Genomic DNA, 16,516 nt, shown 5'->3' with positions numbered 1-16,516 from the left:
AGGAGAGGTTGAATTCTAGGCTCGTAAAAAGATCGTCGCCATGCCTAAAAATGAAAACAGTCCGACGACATCGGTTACCGTAGTGAGCGCCATACCGCCCGCAAGGGCAGGGTCTATTTTAAGTTTGTTCATGATCAGTGGAATACAAACGCCGGCCAAGCCTGCTACCGATAAGTTGATGAACATGGCTCCTGCGATCACGTAACCAATATTCACATCGCCTTTCCAAATAACTACCGCCACAGCCACAAGTAGCGCCCAAATTAAGCCATTTAATAAACCGATGGCGGCTTCTTTCATAATCAAAGTGCGGGCGTTCGAGTCACCGATGTGGCCAACCGCCATGCCGCGAATAACCAGTGCCAAGGTTTGATTGCCGGCGATACCGCCCATGCTGGGGACGATGGTCATTAACACGGCTAGGGTGGCGATTTCAGATAAGGTGGCTTCAAACATATTAGACACAGACGAGGCCAGTAATGCCGCGCCTAAATTAACGGTTAACCAAATGGTGCGGCGCTTGGTACTTTTTAAAATAGGCGCAAAGGTATCCTCATCATCATCCATCCCCGCCATCCCCATCATTTTGTGGTCGGCGTCTTCACGGATAATATCGACCACGTCATCGATAGTGATACGTCCAAGTAGGCGATCATCTTGATCGACCACGGGCGCACTGATTAAATCTCGGCGTTCAAATATTTTGGCCACTTCGATTTCTGCCATGGCAACGGGGATGCTTTTACGACTGTTATCCATCACGTCCATTACGGTGGATGCGGGATCCACCGTGAGCAAGGTGGCTAATGCAACTTCACCAATGAGCTTATCGTGTTTATTGACCACATAGAGGGCATCGGTGGCCTCTGGTAGCTCACCTTTCAAACGTAAATAGCGTAACACCACATCGATAGTGACATCAGGTCTGAGTGTGATGGTGTCGGTGTTCATCACGCTACCTGCTGTATCTTCAGGATAGCCTAAGGCTTGTTCTAGACGATGTCGGTCTTGCGCATCCATTTGCGATAGTACGTCTTGATAGGCCGAGTCATTTAGACCACTAAGAACGTAGGCAAGATCGTCGGTGTCCATGCCTTCGGTTGCGGCAACCAGGTTTTCCGTATCCATTAGGGCGAGGATACTGTCTCGAGCATCTTCGTTTAGCTCTTCTAGGATCTCACCTTGCTGCTCTGAGTCGGTGAGTTGCCAAATATTTTTACGCTCAGCGTGGGGGCAGGATTCAAGTAGTAAGGCAATATCTTCAGGGGGGAGTTGCTGTAACATGCGGCGAACATGAACAAACATACCACTGCTTAACGCTTTGTTAACTTCGACTAGGCGCTCATGTGTGCTCAAGTTGACTAGATTATCTAGCATCCGCTTTTCCCCTTGTTTGCCGTTATCAATAGGCGATAACTAATTAATTTTATTTATTATTCTTCTTCTTCAAATTTATCTTCTATCAGTTGTCTTACTGCTTCTAATGCGCATTTGGCATCGGCCCCTTCGGCTTGAATGACGATTTGTTGGCCTTGACAGGTTTCTAGCATGAGTAAGCCCATCACACTGGCTGCAGAGGCGGATTTATCGCCGTGGACTAAGGTAACTGTCGCGTCAAATTTTAGCGCTAACTCTGCCAGTTTTACAGCCGCTCGTGCATGTAAGCCCAATTTGTTCTTTATGGTGATATGTTGCTCTAGCTGTAACATTTAGCGTTTTTCCAAGGTGCGATGACGAACTTGCACTTGTTGTTCGTGGCGAAAAAATTCGGCGATTTTCTCGGCGATAAATACCGATCTGTGTTGGCCGCCCGTGCAACCGATAGCGATAGTGACATAGCTGCGGTTATTGCGTTCAAGATGAGGCAGCCAAGTGCCAATCAAATTCTCTATTTGCCAGATAAACTTCATCACTAATGGCTGCTCTGTTAAGTAGTGTTGAACTTCGGCATCGAGTCCGGTTTGTGGTTTAAGCTCGGGGATCCAATGAGGATTAGGTAGAAAGCGCGCATCAAACACATAGTCTGCATCTTTTGGTAAGCCATTTTTAAAACCAAATGATTCAATGACTAATACCAATTCATGACTTTTTTGGCCGAGTACTCGTTGTTTTACCAACTCACTCAGCTCATGGATTGACATATCACTGGTATCAATACGTAAATCGGCCGACTCAGAGATAGGCTCGAGCAAGGTGGTTTCTTGATCTATCGCTTGAGATAGCGATAGCTGCATTTTTGCTAGTGGATGTAAACGCCTGGTTTCACTGTAGCGACGTACCAAAATACTGCTACTGGCATCAAGAAATAAGGTGGTGAGATCAACCGATGCTTTGAGATCCTTAATGACGTGGTGTAATTCATTTTGGTCAAGGGGCAGGTTGCGCACATCGATGCTAACCGCCACGGCATCGTAATTATCTTTAAGACTAGTAATTAAATCGGGTAGTAAGGGTAATGGCAGGTTATCGACGCAGTAATAGCCTAGGTCTTCCAATACTCTTAAGGCAACGGTTTTGCCTGATCCGGAGCGGCCACTGACGATGGTGAGTTTCATATTGCTCCCGTTATGACACGCAAATGAGTTCGAATAACTCCGCATCTGTTTTAGCCGCGCGAAGTTGGCGACAAATTTGTTTATCAGAAAGTTTACCAGCGATAAGTGACAAGGTTTTTAAATGTTGGCTACACTGGCTTTCTGGGACGAGAACGGCGAACAATAAATCAACGGGTTGATTGTCGATGGCACTAAAGTCTATCGCGGTCTCACATTGGATGAAAACGCCGGTAACAGGGTAATCATCACTGATACGAGCGTGGGGGATCGCAATACCTGCTCCAACACCTGTGGTGCCAAGGCGCTCACGTGTTAGTAGGTTTTCAAACACTACTTTAGGGTCAATATTGAGTTTTTGTCCTGCTAACTCACTGATGATTTCCAGTGCTTTTTTCTTGCTTGAACAAGAGACTGCACTCAAGGTGCAGTCTGGGGCTAATAATTCTTTTATATCCATATTTAAATTTAAGACTGTTTCAGCTTTTCCTTGTGTTTGATCACTTGGCGATCAAGTTTGTCAACTAACGAATCAATCGCGGCATACATATCTGTGTCTTGGGAGTTAGCAAATACTTCTCCGCCTGACAGGTGTAACTTGGCTTCAGCTATTTGATTCAACTTTTCGACGTTTAATATCACTTGTGCTGAGTTAATGCTATCAAAATGACGCTCTAATTTAGAGAACTTAGTTTCAACGTAACTGCGCATTGAATCGGTGATGTCGATATGGTGGCCAGATAGATTAATTTGCATAAACATTCTCCTGTTGCAGCCTAAAGTAGGCTCTTACGTTGGTTGGAAGGCGGGATGTTCAAAGACTCGCGATATTTAGCGATGGTTCTTCGCGCAACCTTTATGCCTTGGTCAGCAAGCAGTTGAGTAATTTTACTGTCACTTAGGGGCTTAGCAGGGGTTTCTGCTGCCACTAATTTTTTAATTAAGGCCCTAATGGCGGTGGATGAACATTCGCCACCACTTTCTGTTGCAACATGGCTAGAGAAGAAATACTTCAACTCAAAGATGCCACGCGGCGTGTGCATGAACTTTTGCGTGGTGACACGCGAAATAGTGGACTCGTGCATTTCCACGGCTTCCGCGACATCGTTTAATACCATGGGTTTCATTGCTTCATCGCCGTATTCAAAAAAAGCAACTTGATGCTGTACGATACAGTTGGCCACTTTTAATAAGGTGTCATTACGGCTTTCTAAGCTTTTAATAAACCATTTGGCTTCTTGTAAATGTGAACGAATAAACTGACTGTCATCGGTGTTTTTAGTTTGTTTGGCAAAAGAAGCGTATTGATCATTAACGCGAATTTTGGGCATGCAATCTGGGTTTAGTTCGACGATCCAGCGACCGGATTTTTTCTGTACAGAGACATCTGGAACTATATATTGAGCGTCCATTTCAACAATCGCATTGCCTGGTCTTGGCTCTAAGGTATGGATCAGGCGCATGACTTCGCGTAGATCGTCTTCTTTTAGCTTAGTTTTACGGCTTAGAGTACGAAAGTCACGGTTAGCGAGTAAATCCATATGCTCGTTGATCACCATTATGGCTTCTTCTAACCAGAGAGTGCCTTTTTCGATTTGATTCAGCTGGATTAACATGCATTCTTGCGCGGAACGAGCACCAACGCCGAGAGGATCAAAATGCTGCAATCGTTTAAGTACGGCTTCAACTTCGTCGAGCTCAACATCAAGAAAGTCAGAGGAGACACTATCTAATATATCTTCGCTAGAGACAGTCAAATAACCAGATTCGTCAATGGCATCGATAATGGCAAAGGCGATAGCGCGATCAGTTTCACTAAAGGGGGTTAACTCCATTTGCCAGATGAGGTGATCATGTAGGTTAGCTGAGGTTTCACCTTGATAAATAAAATCGGCATCATCGCCACCTGAGCCGACACCTGAAGTGCTTGAACCTGTGCCCGTGGTAAAGGTGTCATCCCATGTTGAGTCTGTGGGAAGATCATCAGGAATGTCATTCTGCGCCATGGCCTCCGACGTTTCGAGTTGGCTAGATGTGTCGTTATCGTAGCTTTGCTCTTCGTTACCGTGGTCGTTTTCTTCTACTTCTAACAGCGGATTTGACTCAAGGGCTTCTTGAATTTCTTGCTGTAAATCTAATGTAGAAAGCTGCAACAAGCGAATAGCTTGTTGTAGCTGAGGGGTCATGGTTAACTGCTGACCTAAACGCAACTGTAGGGTTGGCTTCATTAAATTCCTGTTAGATATAAATCTTTAGATAACGGTTGTTACCTATAAAAACTATAGCTTGAATTGATCGCCTAGGTAGACTCGTTTTACTTGTTCGTTTTGTAAAATGTCTTCTGGCTTGCCAGCGGCAATCATTTCTCCATGACTCACTATATAGGAATATTCACATACATCTAGTGTTTCCCTCACATTATGGTCAGTGATTAATACGCCTAAGCCTCTGTCTCGTAAGTGTTCTATGATTTTTTTTATATCTATTACAGAGATAGGATCAACCCCAGCAAATGGCTCATCAAGTAAGATGAATTGAGGATCTGCTGCGAGTGCTCTGGCGATTTCAACGCGGCGTCTTTCGCCGCCAGAAAGGGACATCCCTTTACTATTTTTTATATGGGTAATATGAAATTCTTCAAGTAACTCGTTCAGTCTATCTTGTTTTTGTTCCGTGGATAGCTCATCTCGAACTTCTAGGATTGCCATGATATTTTGCGCGACCGTAAGGCGACGAAAAATAGAAGCTTCTTGTGGCAAGTAGCCAATTCCCTTCTGCGCGCGCACGTGCATTGGTTGGCTAGAAATTTCTTCATCATCAATAAATATCTGGCCTTCATCGCGCTTTACTAAACCGACTACCATGTAAAATGTTGTCGTTTTACCTGCACCATTGGGGCCGAGTAAACCAACAATTTGCCCCGTGTTCACTTGTAAACTAACGCCATTCACTACACGACGATTCTTATAACTTTTCGCTAAGTCTTTTGCTTGGAGTAATGCCATTATTGCGCCGCTTTATCTGTTGATTTATCTATTGATTTATCTGATGACTTTGAGTTTTTCTTGCTATCGACTTGAGCGGGTAAAAATACGGTTCGGGTTTGAGTCTCGCCTTTTTTACCTTCAATCTGGCGTGTCTCAATGTTGTAGGTGATAGTTTCAGCGGTGTAGTTACTGTCTAACTGCTTCAAAGAGGCATTTTGGCTCAAGATTATCTGGTTATTTTTTTTGAGGTAACGAATTTTTTTTGCCTTTGCTTCTACTGGTTTACCATCATCCATCATTTGATAAAAAGTCGCTGGATTGCCAGTCGCAATCATTTCTTCTTCGCCGGGCTTATGGCGGATGCCAACCAATTTATTGGCGGTGAGCTTAATTGTTCCTTGTGTCACCACGACGTTACCTAAAAAAGTGGTGGTGTTACTGTCTAGGTCGGCTGTATTGGAATTGGCTCGGATAACAATTTCTTGCTCTGAGTCAGACTTAAGCGCGTAAGTAGGAGCACTTAGTAATACCAGTGATGCTAGTAATAATTTAAGGTTTTTCATTTAAATAAGTCGCCGTTACTTGGTTTAATAAACTGATGGTTTTACCTGATAGTTGACCAAATAATCCCGTGCCTGTTTGTTGCATTTGCTCTCCATATAGGGTGACTAAGTCATCTGAATGGATTTCATTCTTTATTAAATCTAGGGTGAGCTTGTCGGTGGTGATCAGATTTATGTGTTGGTCATGGGTCAAATTAGTGATGGTAACGTTGTTATTTAGTTCAAAGGTGTGCTGGTCGAACAGAATGCCGTCGTCTCCGGTAATTTGCCACTGAGTTTGATCTTCATTGCGAAAAAGTAATAAAACAGGTTTCGCAAATACAGTCTTTAAGTCTTGTTGGTAATAATGCATTTGGGTGGCAAAAAGCCGGTAGTCAATTTTTCCTGCTTGGGTAAAGACAGCTCCTTTGACTTCATTAGCGATAAAGTAAGCTTCAGAAGGATCGCGCTCAGCAATAGGCGCTTCAGTGTGTTTAAAAAACTGCCAAGCGCCAAGAGAAACCATAAATAGTACGGATAACCAGATGTTGAGCTTTTTCATACACTGGTACCTTGTGCATGAGCCAACTCTCCACGAGCGTGCAATAGTAGATCGCAAAGCTCGCGCACAGCACCAAAGCCGCCTTTTATTGTTGTAACATAGTCAGCTTGTTGCTGCACTATTGGGTGTGCATCCGCTACGGCTACTGCTAAGCCAACCTGGTTCATCACGGGTAAATCAATCACGTCATCACCGATATAAGCGACTTCATCCGGATTAAGGTTTAACTGCGTGAGTAATTGCTGGAAAGCAATAAGCTTATTATCTTGGCCTTGAAAAATATGAGAAACGCCCAGAGCGTTCATTCGGTTGTTAACAATGGTGGACTTTCGTCCGGTGATCACCGCTACTTCTATACCAGCATGAAGCACGGCCTTGATACCGAAGCCATCTCGGGTGTGAAATGCTTTGAGCTCCTCGCCGTTGTTGCCCATGTAAATTCGGCCATCAGAGAACACCCCATCAATATCGCAAATAAGCAGCTTAGTATGAACCAGCTGCTGATGTTGCTGTGCGGTAATGGTGCCATATGGGGTGTTTAGCATAAAAAGCCCTAATTACATAAGTTTGAATAAAATTACATAGTGTAAAACAATAAAACTTGGTACGCGATAAAGCAGGCTAATAATAATCCGCCTTCAACGCGGGTAATTTCTTTTATTTTACCGTTACCTGCCACTATTAATAATAAAACGGTGACGCCTAACATGTAATACATATCACGCCCCGCTGCGCTAGCGTCTATGGTTCCTGGTGCTAAAATACCTGGGATAGCTAACACAGCTAAGATATTAAAAATATTTGAACCGACAATGTTTCCTAATGCAAGATCGCCTTCTTTCTTCAATACGCTGGCAATACAAGCGGCTAGCTCTGGCAAGCTGGTACCAATGGCAATAATAGTTAAGCCGATGACCAAATCTGATATGCCAAAATGTTTCGCGATAACGACCGCTGAACCCACGAGTTCATTAGAGCTGTATATTAATAAGCCTAAGCCAAACACCAACCAAAATGCCGCTTTCCAAAACGGTATATCAGAGGGAATCTCATCTTCTAGCTCTTCAACAAGTGGATCATTGGTGTTTGGATTTTTTAACGCCATCCAAGTTAAGCCGCCAATCGTCGCAAAAAAGCCAATAATTAACACCGTTCCTTCACCGCGCGTTAACTCTAGATCCCATAATAACCACGCCGCCAATAGGCTAGTCACCATGACCATAGGCAACTCACGACGCATGGTGGAAGATGCGACTAGCATTGGCCGCAATAGTGCGGTTAAGCCTAATACTAAGGTAATATTGGTAATGTTGGAGCCAATGGCATTGCCAATGGCTGTGTTAGGAGCGCCATTTAAACTAGCACTCGCAGCCACCATCATTTCTGGCGCAGATGATCCCATTGCGACTATGGTTAAGCCTATGATAAGAGGAGATATGCCTAAGTTTCGTGCGATGGCGGCGGCACCAAAGACAAATTTGTCGGCGCTCCATACTAATGCTGCTAGGCTAACAACGAGTATTAAGACATTAAGCCAAAGGATATTCGCTTCCATAGTTCCTTTCTAAAAGTGTGATCCGAAAAAGGTATTTTCCCGTTTCTGGTCTCAAATGTGAAGCGTTTGAGTATGTTTATTATTAAGCATAAAATAGTGAGCTGTATTTTAAGGTGAAATATATAATGGGACAGCTAGTTCAGATCCGTGATATGAGTTTTGCTCGAGAGCAGCGGATATTGTTCGATAACCTCAATTTGGATATCGCACAAGGTAAAATTACGGCCATTTTAGGTCCCAGTGGTATAGGTAAAACCACGTTGCTAAAATTAATCGGTGGGCAATTAACGCCATCTTCGGGGGATATTTTATTTTCCGGTGAAAGTGTCTGTCGTGCTAAGCGCGCTCAGCTATATCAAATGCGGCGTAAAATGGGGTTATTATTTCAAAGTGGCGCCTTGTTCCCTGAGTTAACGGTGTTTGAGAATGTGGCATTTCCGCTTCGTGAACACACACAGCTGACAGAGCCTGTGTTACAAACGTTAGTTAGAATGAAGTTGGAATCAGTTGGTTTACGTGGTGCAGAGCAGTTAATGGCCACGGAACTCTCTGGTGGTATGGGGCGGCGAGTTGCGTTAGCAAGGGCAACAGCGCTTGATCCTGAGCTAATGATGTATGATGAGCCGTTTGCAGGGCAAGACCCGATTTCTATGGGCGTGTTGTTAAAACTGATCCGTGATTTAAACCAAAGCTTAGGGCTAACTTCTATTGTGGTCAGTCACGACGTGACAGAAGTACTGGAGATTGCCGATTATGTTTATGTGCTAGCCGATAAAACTATTATTGCCCAAGGAACAGCTGATGAAATTAAGTCTAATCAAGACCCGAGGCTGGTTCAATTTATTAATGGATTGCCTAATGGGCCGGTGCCCTTCCATTATCCCGCTAGCGATTTTTTAAAGGATTTAGCCACGCAGTGATTAATCAAATTCAACGAATAGGGGAGCGAAGTGTCAACTTTGTTACCCAGCTTGGGGTCGCCGGTTTAATGCTGATGAGTGCATTATTTAGCAAACCAAATTGGAAATTTTTACGTTTAGTCGGTCGGCAAGTTCACAACTTGGGCGTACTTTCGTTACCTATTATTCTGGTGGCAGGGTTGTTTATCGGTATGGTGTTAGGCCTGCAAGGCTATAATGTGCTGGTGAGTTATGGGGCAGAACAAAGCCTCGGTACTATGGTCGCATTATCTTTACTGCGCGAGCTCGGCCCTGTAGTGACGGCATTATTGTTTGCTGGCCGAGCGGGCTCGGCATTAACCGCCGAGGTTGGCCTAATGAAGGCCACTGAGCAAATATCGAGTATGGAAATGATGGCGGTGGACCCGTTTAAACGCATTATTGCGCCACGTTTTTGGGCCGGAGTGTTATCAATGCCCGTACTGGCTTTTATGTTTTCTTTGATTGCCATTTGGGGCGGTAGTTTTGTCGGCGTTGATTGGAAAGGCATCGATAGCGGTGGCTTTTGGTCGGTAATGCAAGCCAGTGTTGATGTTCATCAAGATATTTTTTACGGCTTTATTAAAAGTACCGTATTTGCTTTTGTAATTGTATGGGTGGCTTTATACAACGGCTACTATGCTAAGCCTTCGTCAGCAGGCATCAGTGAGGCGACAACGCGAACCGTGGTTAATGCATCTTTATTGGTGTTGGCGCTGGATTTTATATTAACCATCTTGATGTATGGTTAAGGTTAGGGAACAAAAATGACAGAAAAAAAATTACATTTAGCGGTTGGCAGTTTTGTCTTAGCGGGCTGCTTTGCTTTGGTTTTACTCGTGGTACAAGTGGCTGGTTTTTCCTTTACTCAAGACCAAGGCTCTTATACCTTGAAGGCGAAGTTTGACAATATTGGTGGCTTAAAGGTTCGCTCACCAGTTAAGTTAGGCGGGGTTGTGGTTGGGCGTGTTGAGGCTATCTCCCTTGATGCCAAAAGTTATACGCCTGTTGTGACATTAAGAATGGACCAGCAATATGGATTTTATCCAGAGACGAGCTCCCTTGCGATTTTGACGGCAGGGTTGTTGGGAGAGCAATTTATTGGCTTGCGTCCTGGTTTTATGGATGATGACATAGAGTTACTCGGTGAAGGTGATTTTATTGATGACACCAAATCTGCACTGGTGCTCGAAGATTTAATCGGACAATTTTTATTTTCAATTCAAGACAACAGTAAGGAATAAAACATGCTATTGCGCTTTTTGTTGCCATTATGTTTACTGCTTTCTAGCAATATGGCGGTTGCTGCCACTCTGAAAGAATACCAAGACCCTTATCAACTCATTGAAGAGGTAGCGGGTAAAGCATTTGATCGGGTTAAAAATGAAAAAGCTTTAATGGAAAAAGATCCCGCCCATGCTGAGGATATTGTTCGTGAAGAGTTACTATTTTATGTTGATTCAAAGTACTCGGCATATAAGGTCGTTGGGCCGGAGCTAAAAAATACCACGCCAGCACAAAGAGAAAATTTTGTCGCGGCATTTAAAGAACACATGGTGAAAACTTACTCAACCGTGTTGTTTAAATATGATCAGCAAGTGTTACAGTTTGATAAGCGAGAAAGCTTTGCTGGTAAAAAAATTGTCACCGTGCCAGTGCGCTTTGTGCAAGCGGGCTCTCCAGACATCAATGTGTCATTTAAGCTGCGTTTAGATAAGAAGACTCAATCATGGCGGGTGTTTGATGTCGTTGCGGAAGGTGTAAGCTTGTTATCAACCAAGCAGTCTGAGTTAGGCAGCTTAATTCGTAAAGATGGCATCGACAGTGTGACCGCACAACTTATTGCTAAAAATAATGAAAACAAGTAAATGTTAGATTTTACATTAAACCAGCAAACCCTTTCTATTACAGGCGCCTTAGTCACTGAACAAGTGGCTGGGCTTGCCCCTAGTGTCACAGCCGATTTTGAAAAGATTGATTTATCAGGTGTCTGTGACTTTGACTCAGCGGGCTTAGCTTGGTTAGTCACGTTTTATGCTCCCCTAGGCTGTGAATTTATCAATTTACCTTCAAGCTTACGTAAGCTTGCTGATTTATATGGATTAACCCCCTTATTTGAGCCAGCGTAAGCTATCGATAAAAGCGTGATTGTTAACAAAAACCAGAATAATCACGCCTTAGCGGTTTAACTTAGACGCAATTGGTGATAAAACAGCTGACTTTTATGGCCTGTCAGACTGATATCTCCCGTCAGCGAGCCAAAGTTTCACGTATTTTTTCTGAATAAAAGTAGGATTTTACTATGGATCCAAAAGAAATAGAGGCGAAGTTATTAGCCGCATTGCCACTAGAGGCATGTTATGTCAAAGGTGAAGGCAGTCACTTTCAAGTGATCGCTGTTTCTGACATGTTTGCAGACATGAGTCGCGTAAAAAAACAGCAAGCCATCTATGCTCCCTTGATGGAAGAAATTGCTGCCAACACGATCCATGCTTTAAGCATTAAAGCTTTTACGCCGCAGCAATGGCAAAAAGAAAAAATATTTAATCAGCCGTCCTGAATCGAGGTATGAATGGATAAGTTTTTAATCAAAGGTGGTTGCACCTTAAACGGTGATGTGACCATCTCTGGCGCTAAAAACGCTGCGTTACCAATTTTATTTGCCACCTTATTATCAAACCATGAAGTGGTGATTTCAAACGTGCCTAAGCTACGTGATATTAAAACCACATTGGCTTTGTTACGTGAGTTAGGGGCAACGGCAGAGCAAAACGAAAACGTGGTGATCAACGCGGGTGGCGTGCATCATCAAAAAGCGCCATATGATCTGGTTAAAACTATGCGAGCGTCAATTCTTGCGCTAGGCCCGCTCGTTGCTAAGTACGGCAAGGCCGATGTATCTTTGCCGGGAGGTTGTGCTATTGGTGCGCGTCCGGTGAATCTACACATTCACGGCTTAGAGCTAATGGGTGCCAATATTGTTGTTGAAGATGGTTATATCAAAGCACGCGTTGATGGTCGCTTGAAAGGTGCGCATATTGTCATGGACATGGTTAGCGTAACGGGTACTGAGAACCTTATGATGGCTGCGGCTCTCGCGGATGGAACCACGGTAATCGATAACGCTGCGCGTGAGCCTGAAGTTGTTGACCTTGCCAACTTTATTAACGCTCTGGGTGGTAAAGTGTCAGGTGCGGGTACCGATACCATTACTATTGAAGGTGTTGAAGCCTTAACGGGTGGCCAATATGAAGTGCAGCCGGACCGTATTGAAACCGGTACTTTTCTTGTTGCTGCAGCAGTAACAGGTGGCAAGATCACTTGTCATAAGACTAGCCCACGTTTACTTGAAGCAGTATTGGCTAAGTTAGAAGAAGCGGGTGCCTTAGTGGAGTCTGGCGATGACTGGATTTCATGTGATATGCGTGGCAGGACACTGAAGTCAGTGAATGTTAAAACAGTGCCTTACCCTGGTTTTCCTACTGACATGCAAGCGCAGTTTACTGTGCTTAACGTCGTGGCTGAAGGTGCTGGACGTGTAACGGAAACTATTTTTGAAAACCGTTTTATGCATGTGCCTGAATTACAACGCATGGGCGCAGACGTCGAACTTGAAGGTAATACGGCAATTTGCGCTTACACGAAGCAATTATCTGGCGCTCAAGTGATGGCAACGGATTTACGTGCTTCTGCTAGTTTAGTGATTGCTGGTTTAGTAGCCAAGGGGGATACCATAGTTGATCGTATTTATCACATTGATCGTGGTTATGAGTGCATTGAAAATAAACTCATTCCTCTAGGTGCAACGATGGAGCGTATTGTTTAATTATTGCTCTTGAAACATTAAAATGGCCGCTTTATTGTGGCCGTTTTAATGTTTCATGTTAACGTTCAACTCAGGTTATTAGAGCTCGTCGTAATCAGCCACTTCGATGGTTAGCTTAATCTCTTTCCCCTCTCTTAAAAGCTTAACTTGTATTTCTTCGCCTGGACGCACTTCTGCTACGCGGTCTAATACGTCTGTAACACCGGTGACTGGTATTTGATTAATAGCTAGCATTACGTCAGAGGGTTTTACCCCTGCTAAACTTGCCGGACCACCATCCATCACACTCGTGATCATTATGCCTTTTTGTGCCTCAATTCCCCATAATCGTGCCATAACAGGGTTTACTGGCCCACCGACGACACCAATTGAGCCTCGTATTACTCGACCATCACGGATTAAGTTAGCCATGATCCTTTCGGCTAATAAATAAGGCACGGCAAAGCTAATACCATAACTGTCTAAGCTTTGCGTGACATGAAATGCTGATGTGTTAATACCTACCATCTCACCACGACTATTAATTAGGGCTCCGCCCGAGTTGCCTCTATTGATGGCGGCATCGGTCTGTAAAAAGTCTTGCCGTCCTGTGGAGCTTATGCCTGTTCGGCCAGTGGCGCTTATAATCCCTTGAGTTACCGTTTGACCTATGTTGTATGGATTACCGATGGCGAGAACGACATCGCCCACTTTAGGTAAATAGGCGGAGTTTTGTGGGATCACAGGGAGGTTTTCTGCTTTTATTTGTAATACGGCTAAATCAGTAACGGCGTCACTACCGATCATCTGAGCGGTAAGTAGGCGGCCATCTTGCAAAGCGACGAGTACCTGATCTGCTTTTTCGACCACGTGCATATTGGTTAAAATATAGCCTTTGTCACTCATGATAATACCGGAGCCAAGGCCGGTCGGTCTAAGTTCTGGCTGACTATTTATATTGGAGCGCTGATAATCCTGAGAATAGATGTTAACGACAGCAGGTGCCGCTCTTCGCACTGCACTACTGTAGCTTTCGACTTGGCTGCTGTAAGTTTCAATTTGTTCCGCAAATGGCAGTTCGTGATTATTGCGCAGGGGAGGGAAGAAAATCAGTAAAAATACGGCAATGAGAACACCAATACTGATAGATTTTATTAAATAGCTGAGAGCAGAAGGCATGTTAAATATTTACATTAAGATAAAGGAGCAGAATAACAAAAATGTAGCAAAAAAAAACGCCCGCGTTGCGGGCGTTTGACAGAGGTAGCTATATTTAGCGGATTTCGCGATAACGAAAGGAAATTGCCGCGTTTTATATTAAGAGCTTACCTCCTCACTTCAATGAATTAACGGATCACGCGGTACAAAGAGGCGTTGCCACGTTTGATATTGAGGGCGAGAACCGAAGGTTTATCTTCAATTATTTTACGTAAGTCTGCCATATCTTTAGTGCGTAAGCGGTTAATACCCAAAATGATATCTCCTTCTTCTAAACCTGCTAACGCGGCAGGAGAGTTAGGCACTATCTTACTGATTAATACCCCTTGTACTTTCTCGCCGGGTGCGGTGCTGCTTAACGTGGCACCTTCAAGGGCCGGATGTAATGAATTAGCGGCGATATTGGATTCTTTAGCTTCTTGCAGTATGACTTTGAAATCTTTTTCTTTGCCGTCACGAACAACGGTAAGGTTGATTTCTTTACCTGCACCCAAGGTGGCTACTTTTGCGCGAAGCTCATTAAATGAACGTATTTTTTGTTGGTTAAGTTTAATGATGATGTCACCGGCTTGTAGCCCTGCCTCCTCGGCAGCTGAATCGGCCATGACTTGGTTAACAAAAGCACCGTGTTGGGTGTCATAACCAAAGGCTTCGGCAAGCTCGGGGGTCAGCTCGCCACCTGTAATGCCTAATAGGCCTCGGCGAACCTCACCAAACTCTAAAATTTGTGCCGACAGGTTTTTCACCATGTTCACTGGGATGGCAAAACCGATGCCGATGTTACCGCCATTAGGGCCTAAGATGGCGGTATTAATACCAATTAACTCACCGCGTAGGTTGAGCAGTGCACCGCCGGAGTTACCGCTATTAATTGCAGCGTCGGTTTGGATGAAGTTCTCATAGTTTTCGATATTTAAGCCACTGCGACCCAGTGCGCTAACGATGCCAGAGGTGACGGTTTGACCTAAGCCAAAAGGGTTACCAATAGCTATGGTAAAGTCACCCACGCGCAGTTCATCTGAGTTGGCCAGCTTAATGGCGGTCAGGTTTTTGGCATCAATTTGTAACAATGCAATATCGGTTTGCTGATCTTCACCAATTTTCTTTGCGGTGTACTCTTTGCCGTTGTTTAACGTAACCTTAATTTCATCAGCTTGGTGGATCACATGATAGTTAGTGATCACGTATCCTTTTTTGGCATCGATAATAACGCCAGATCCTAACCCCCTAAACGGTTGTTTAGCTCCTTCAGCTAAGGCGTCAGGTCCGAAAAAATGACGGAAAGGCTCAGGGATGTTTTGCCGCGAAACTTTGGTACCAGCAACAGAAATATTAACCACCGCAGGGCTGACTTCTTCAAGTAATGGTGCCAGGCTGGGCAATTCTTGCCCTTGTATCGCCACTGGGTGAGCGGCTTGTGCTGGTAAACTACCTAAGGCTAAGGCAGTTGAAAGGGCAACAGCAGTAAAAATAGAAATCGGTTTTTTCATCTTGCTCTCCTAGAGTCAAAGTTACTCAATTTATACCTTTAATAGAGTCTAAAATTAACAATCTGTTCAGCTCTTTACAGTACTTTACCCAAGTTGACATTGCTTCACTGTAAGGCACTTCTACGACACTTTTTCAGGCGACTTCGGTGTTACTTTCTCAACTAGACTAGGGTCGGTTTGGGGGTTTTCAAGGTTCACCGCGAGGGGATTTTTGATATCAGCGTTATCTGAATGTTGAGTAGATGCGTCATCTTGCTGTGTGTTTAGTTCAGTGGCTTTTGTCTCAAGCTCTTGGGAGTCGGTTGAAGTTGTGTCATCGACGCGTTTGTTACGTCTAAAAATTGAAATGTTACGGTTGGCTTCTGCTTCAGGTAACAGTTGTTCTGATTGCTGTGCCATGTACTGATACAAGGTTTGATATTGATTTGCGATGCTATCCATTAAATCGGCTGTTTTCGCAAAGTGGGTCGATACTTGTTGCTGATATTTGCTTTGATCGTTTGTTTGTTGTTTTATTTGCGCTTGGCATTTATCCAACTGATGTTGGTAGTCATTCATTTTTTGTTGCTGTGAAGTAACCTGTTTCTCAAATTGGGCGGCTTGTTTATTACTCGGGAAGCGACGGCCAATCATAAAGCCAATAATAAGGGCAAAAATAAAAGTACTGATTAATGTAATTTCTGTCATATCTACTCCAACTCACTGAAAATAAGGGTACACCATTGATATACCACAAAACGCACGGCATGGGATTTTAGCATGACTTGGGTATATACAAAGCAACCTAAACTGTTGCAATATTGTTATATAGTGCTTGCAACCCATTAGGATGCAAAGTGCAAGTTTATACCTGATAAACCTGTATGG

Annotated in this window: 21 protein-coding genes; 7 read left to right on the top strand and 14 right to left on the bottom strand. The window is 43.9% G+C overall.

Annotation, left to right across the window (positions count from 1 at the left end):
• Positions 1 to 15 precede the first annotated feature (15 nt).
• From mgtE to K1M91_RS02270, 11 genes are read right to left on the bottom strand one after another with little or no spacing between them, the layout of a single operon-like run.
• Entirely contained in the window at positions 16 to 1,377 is a 1,362-nt protein-coding gene (gene mgtE / locus K1M91_RS02320) for a magnesium transporter (protein ID WP_232799944.1), read from the bottom strand.
• Positions 1,378 to 1,433: 56 nt separating this feature from the next.
• On the bottom strand, positions 1,434 to 1,709 hold the full coding sequence (locus K1M91_RS02315) for an HPr family phosphocarrier protein (RefSeq protein WP_232799943.1): 276 nt from the start codon (positions 1,707 to 1,709) through the stop codon (positions 1,434 to 1,436).
• Entirely contained in the window at positions 1,710 to 2,555 is an 846-nt protein-coding gene (gene rapZ, locus K1M91_RS02310) for an RNase adapter RapZ (RefSeq protein WP_232799942.1), read from the bottom strand. It lies immediately after the preceding gene.
• Between the two features lie 10 nt (positions 2,556 to 2,565).
• The gene (gene ptsN / locus K1M91_RS02305) at positions 2,566 to 3,012 is read right to left on the bottom strand and encodes a PTS IIA-like nitrogen regulatory protein PtsN (RefSeq protein ID WP_232799941.1); all 447 of its coding nucleotides are present in this window, start codon (positions 3,010 to 3,012) and stop codon (positions 2,566 to 2,568) included.
• Between the two features lie 8 nt (positions 3,013 to 3,020).
• A complete protein-coding gene (gene hpf, locus K1M91_RS02300) occupies positions 3,021 to 3,308 on the bottom strand; it encodes a ribosome hibernation promoting factor (protein ID WP_232799940.1) in 288 nt (95 codons plus the stop codon).
• Between the two features lie 20 nt (positions 3,309 to 3,328).
• Complete coding sequence (locus K1M91_RS02295) at positions 3,329 to 4,780, bottom strand: RNA polymerase factor sigma-54 (protein ID WP_232799939.1); 1,452 nt, start codon at positions 4,778 to 4,780, stop codon at positions 3,329 to 3,331.
• Positions 4,781 to 4,831: 51 nt separating this feature from the next.
• Positions 4,832 to 5,557, bottom strand: a complete 726-nt coding sequence (gene lptB / locus K1M91_RS02290) for an LPS export ABC transporter ATP-binding protein (protein ID WP_232799938.1) — start codon at positions 5,555 to 5,557, stop codon at positions 4,832 to 4,834.
• Complete coding sequence (lptA, locus tag K1M91_RS02285; protein ID WP_232799937.1) at positions 5,557 to 6,102, bottom strand: lipopolysaccharide transport periplasmic protein LptA; 546 nt, start codon at positions 6,100 to 6,102, stop codon at positions 5,557 to 5,559. Before lptA ends, lptB begins: the two co-directional genes overlap by 1 nt.
• The gene (lptC, locus tag K1M91_RS02280) at positions 6,089 to 6,643 is read right to left on the bottom strand and encodes an LPS export ABC transporter periplasmic protein LptC (protein WP_232799936.1); all 555 of its coding nucleotides are present in this window, start codon (positions 6,641 to 6,643) and stop codon (positions 6,089 to 6,091) included. Before lptC ends, lptA begins: the two co-directional genes overlap by 14 nt.
• Positions 6,640 to 7,188: a 3-deoxy-manno-octulosonate-8-phosphatase KdsC gene (kdsC, locus tag K1M91_RS02275; protein WP_232799935.1), complete on the bottom strand. Its 549-nt coding sequence runs from the start codon at positions 7,186 to 7,188 to the stop codon at positions 6,640 to 6,642. The genes lptC and kdsC overlap by 4 nt, the downstream gene beginning before the upstream one ends.
• Positions 7,189 to 7,220: 32 nt before the next feature.
• Positions 7,221 to 8,198, bottom strand: a complete 978-nt coding sequence (locus K1M91_RS02270; RefSeq protein WP_232799934.1) for a calcium/sodium antiporter — start codon at positions 8,196 to 8,198, stop codon at positions 7,221 to 7,223.
• 125 nt (positions 8,199 to 8,323) lie between these two features.
• Here K1M91_RS02270 and K1M91_RS02265 point away from each other — a divergent pair, with 125 nt between their 5' ends.
• The 7 genes from K1M91_RS02265 to murA all read left to right on the top strand — a co-directional run bounded on the left by K1M91_RS02265 (position 8,324) and on the right by murA (position 12,962).
• Positions 8,324 to 9,118, top strand: a complete 795-nt coding sequence (locus K1M91_RS02265; protein ID WP_232799933.1) for an ATP-binding cassette domain-containing protein — start codon at positions 8,324 to 8,326, stop codon at positions 9,116 to 9,118.
• Positions 9,115 to 9,888, top strand: coding sequence for a lipid asymmetry maintenance ABC transporter permease subunit MlaE (gene mlaE, locus K1M91_RS02260; protein ID WP_232799932.1), 774 nt, complete (start codon positions 9,115 to 9,117; stop codon positions 9,886 to 9,888). Before K1M91_RS02265 ends, mlaE begins: the two co-directional genes overlap by 4 nt.
• Before the next feature lie 15 nt (positions 9,889 to 9,903).
• On the top strand, positions 9,904 to 10,380 hold the full coding sequence (gene mlaD / locus K1M91_RS02255; protein ID WP_232799931.1) for an outer membrane lipid asymmetry maintenance protein MlaD: 477 nt from the start codon (positions 9,904 to 9,906) through the stop codon (positions 10,378 to 10,380).
• A gap of 3 nt (positions 10,381 to 10,383) precedes the next feature.
• On the top strand, positions 10,384 to 11,004 hold the full coding sequence (locus K1M91_RS02250) for an ABC transporter substrate-binding protein (protein ID WP_232799930.1): 621 nt from the start codon (positions 10,384 to 10,386) through the stop codon (positions 11,002 to 11,004).
• Positions 11,005 to 11,265, top strand: coding sequence for a hypothetical protein (locus tag K1M91_RS02245; RefSeq protein ID WP_232799929.1), 261 nt, complete (start codon positions 11,005 to 11,007; stop codon positions 11,263 to 11,265).
• 173 nt (positions 11,266 to 11,438) lie between these two features.
• Positions 11,439 to 11,696 (top strand): BolA family protein, encoded by a 258-nt coding sequence (locus K1M91_RS02240; protein ID WP_232799928.1) that lies wholly within the window; start codon positions 11,439 to 11,441, stop codon positions 11,694 to 11,696.
• Between the two features lie 12 nt (positions 11,697 to 11,708).
• Positions 11,709 to 12,962, top strand: a complete 1,254-nt coding sequence (murA, locus tag K1M91_RS02235) for a UDP-N-acetylglucosamine 1-carboxyvinyltransferase (protein WP_232799927.1) — start codon at positions 11,709 to 11,711, stop codon at positions 12,960 to 12,962.
• A gap of 78 nt (positions 12,963 to 13,040) precedes the next feature.
• Here the strand turns inward: murA and degS are convergent, their stop codons facing one another.
• The 3 genes from degS to K1M91_RS02220 all read right to left on the bottom strand — a co-directional run bounded on the left by degS (position 13,041) and on the right by K1M91_RS02220 (position 16,336).
• Positions 13,041 to 14,120 carry an outer membrane-stress sensor serine endopeptidase DegS gene (gene degS / locus K1M91_RS02230; protein ID WP_232799926.1) on the bottom strand — a complete coding sequence of 360 codons (1,080 nt, stop codon included), beginning with the start codon at positions 14,118 to 14,120 and terminating at the stop codon, positions 13,041 to 13,043.
• 167 nt (positions 14,121 to 14,287) lie between these two features.
• A complete protein-coding gene (locus K1M91_RS02225; RefSeq protein ID WP_232799925.1) occupies positions 14,288 to 15,649 on the bottom strand; it encodes a Do family serine endopeptidase in 1,362 nt (453 codons plus the stop codon).
• Between the two features lie 120 nt (positions 15,650 to 15,769).
• The gene (locus K1M91_RS02220) at positions 15,770 to 16,336 is read right to left on the bottom strand and encodes a DUF1043 family protein (protein WP_232799924.1); all 567 of its coding nucleotides are present in this window, start codon (positions 16,334 to 16,336) and stop codon (positions 15,770 to 15,772) included.
• Between the last annotated feature and the right edge of the window lie 180 nt (positions 16,337 to 16,516).

The organism is Motilimonas sp. E26 (genome assembly GCF_021278025.1).
In the GTDB taxonomy this organism is placed as follows: Bacteria; Pseudomonadota; Gammaproteobacteria; order Enterobacterales; family CBDFNC01; genus Motilimonas.
Note: the sequence above shows the minus strand (reverse complement) of the source record. Positions and strands in the feature narration are given on the sequence as shown.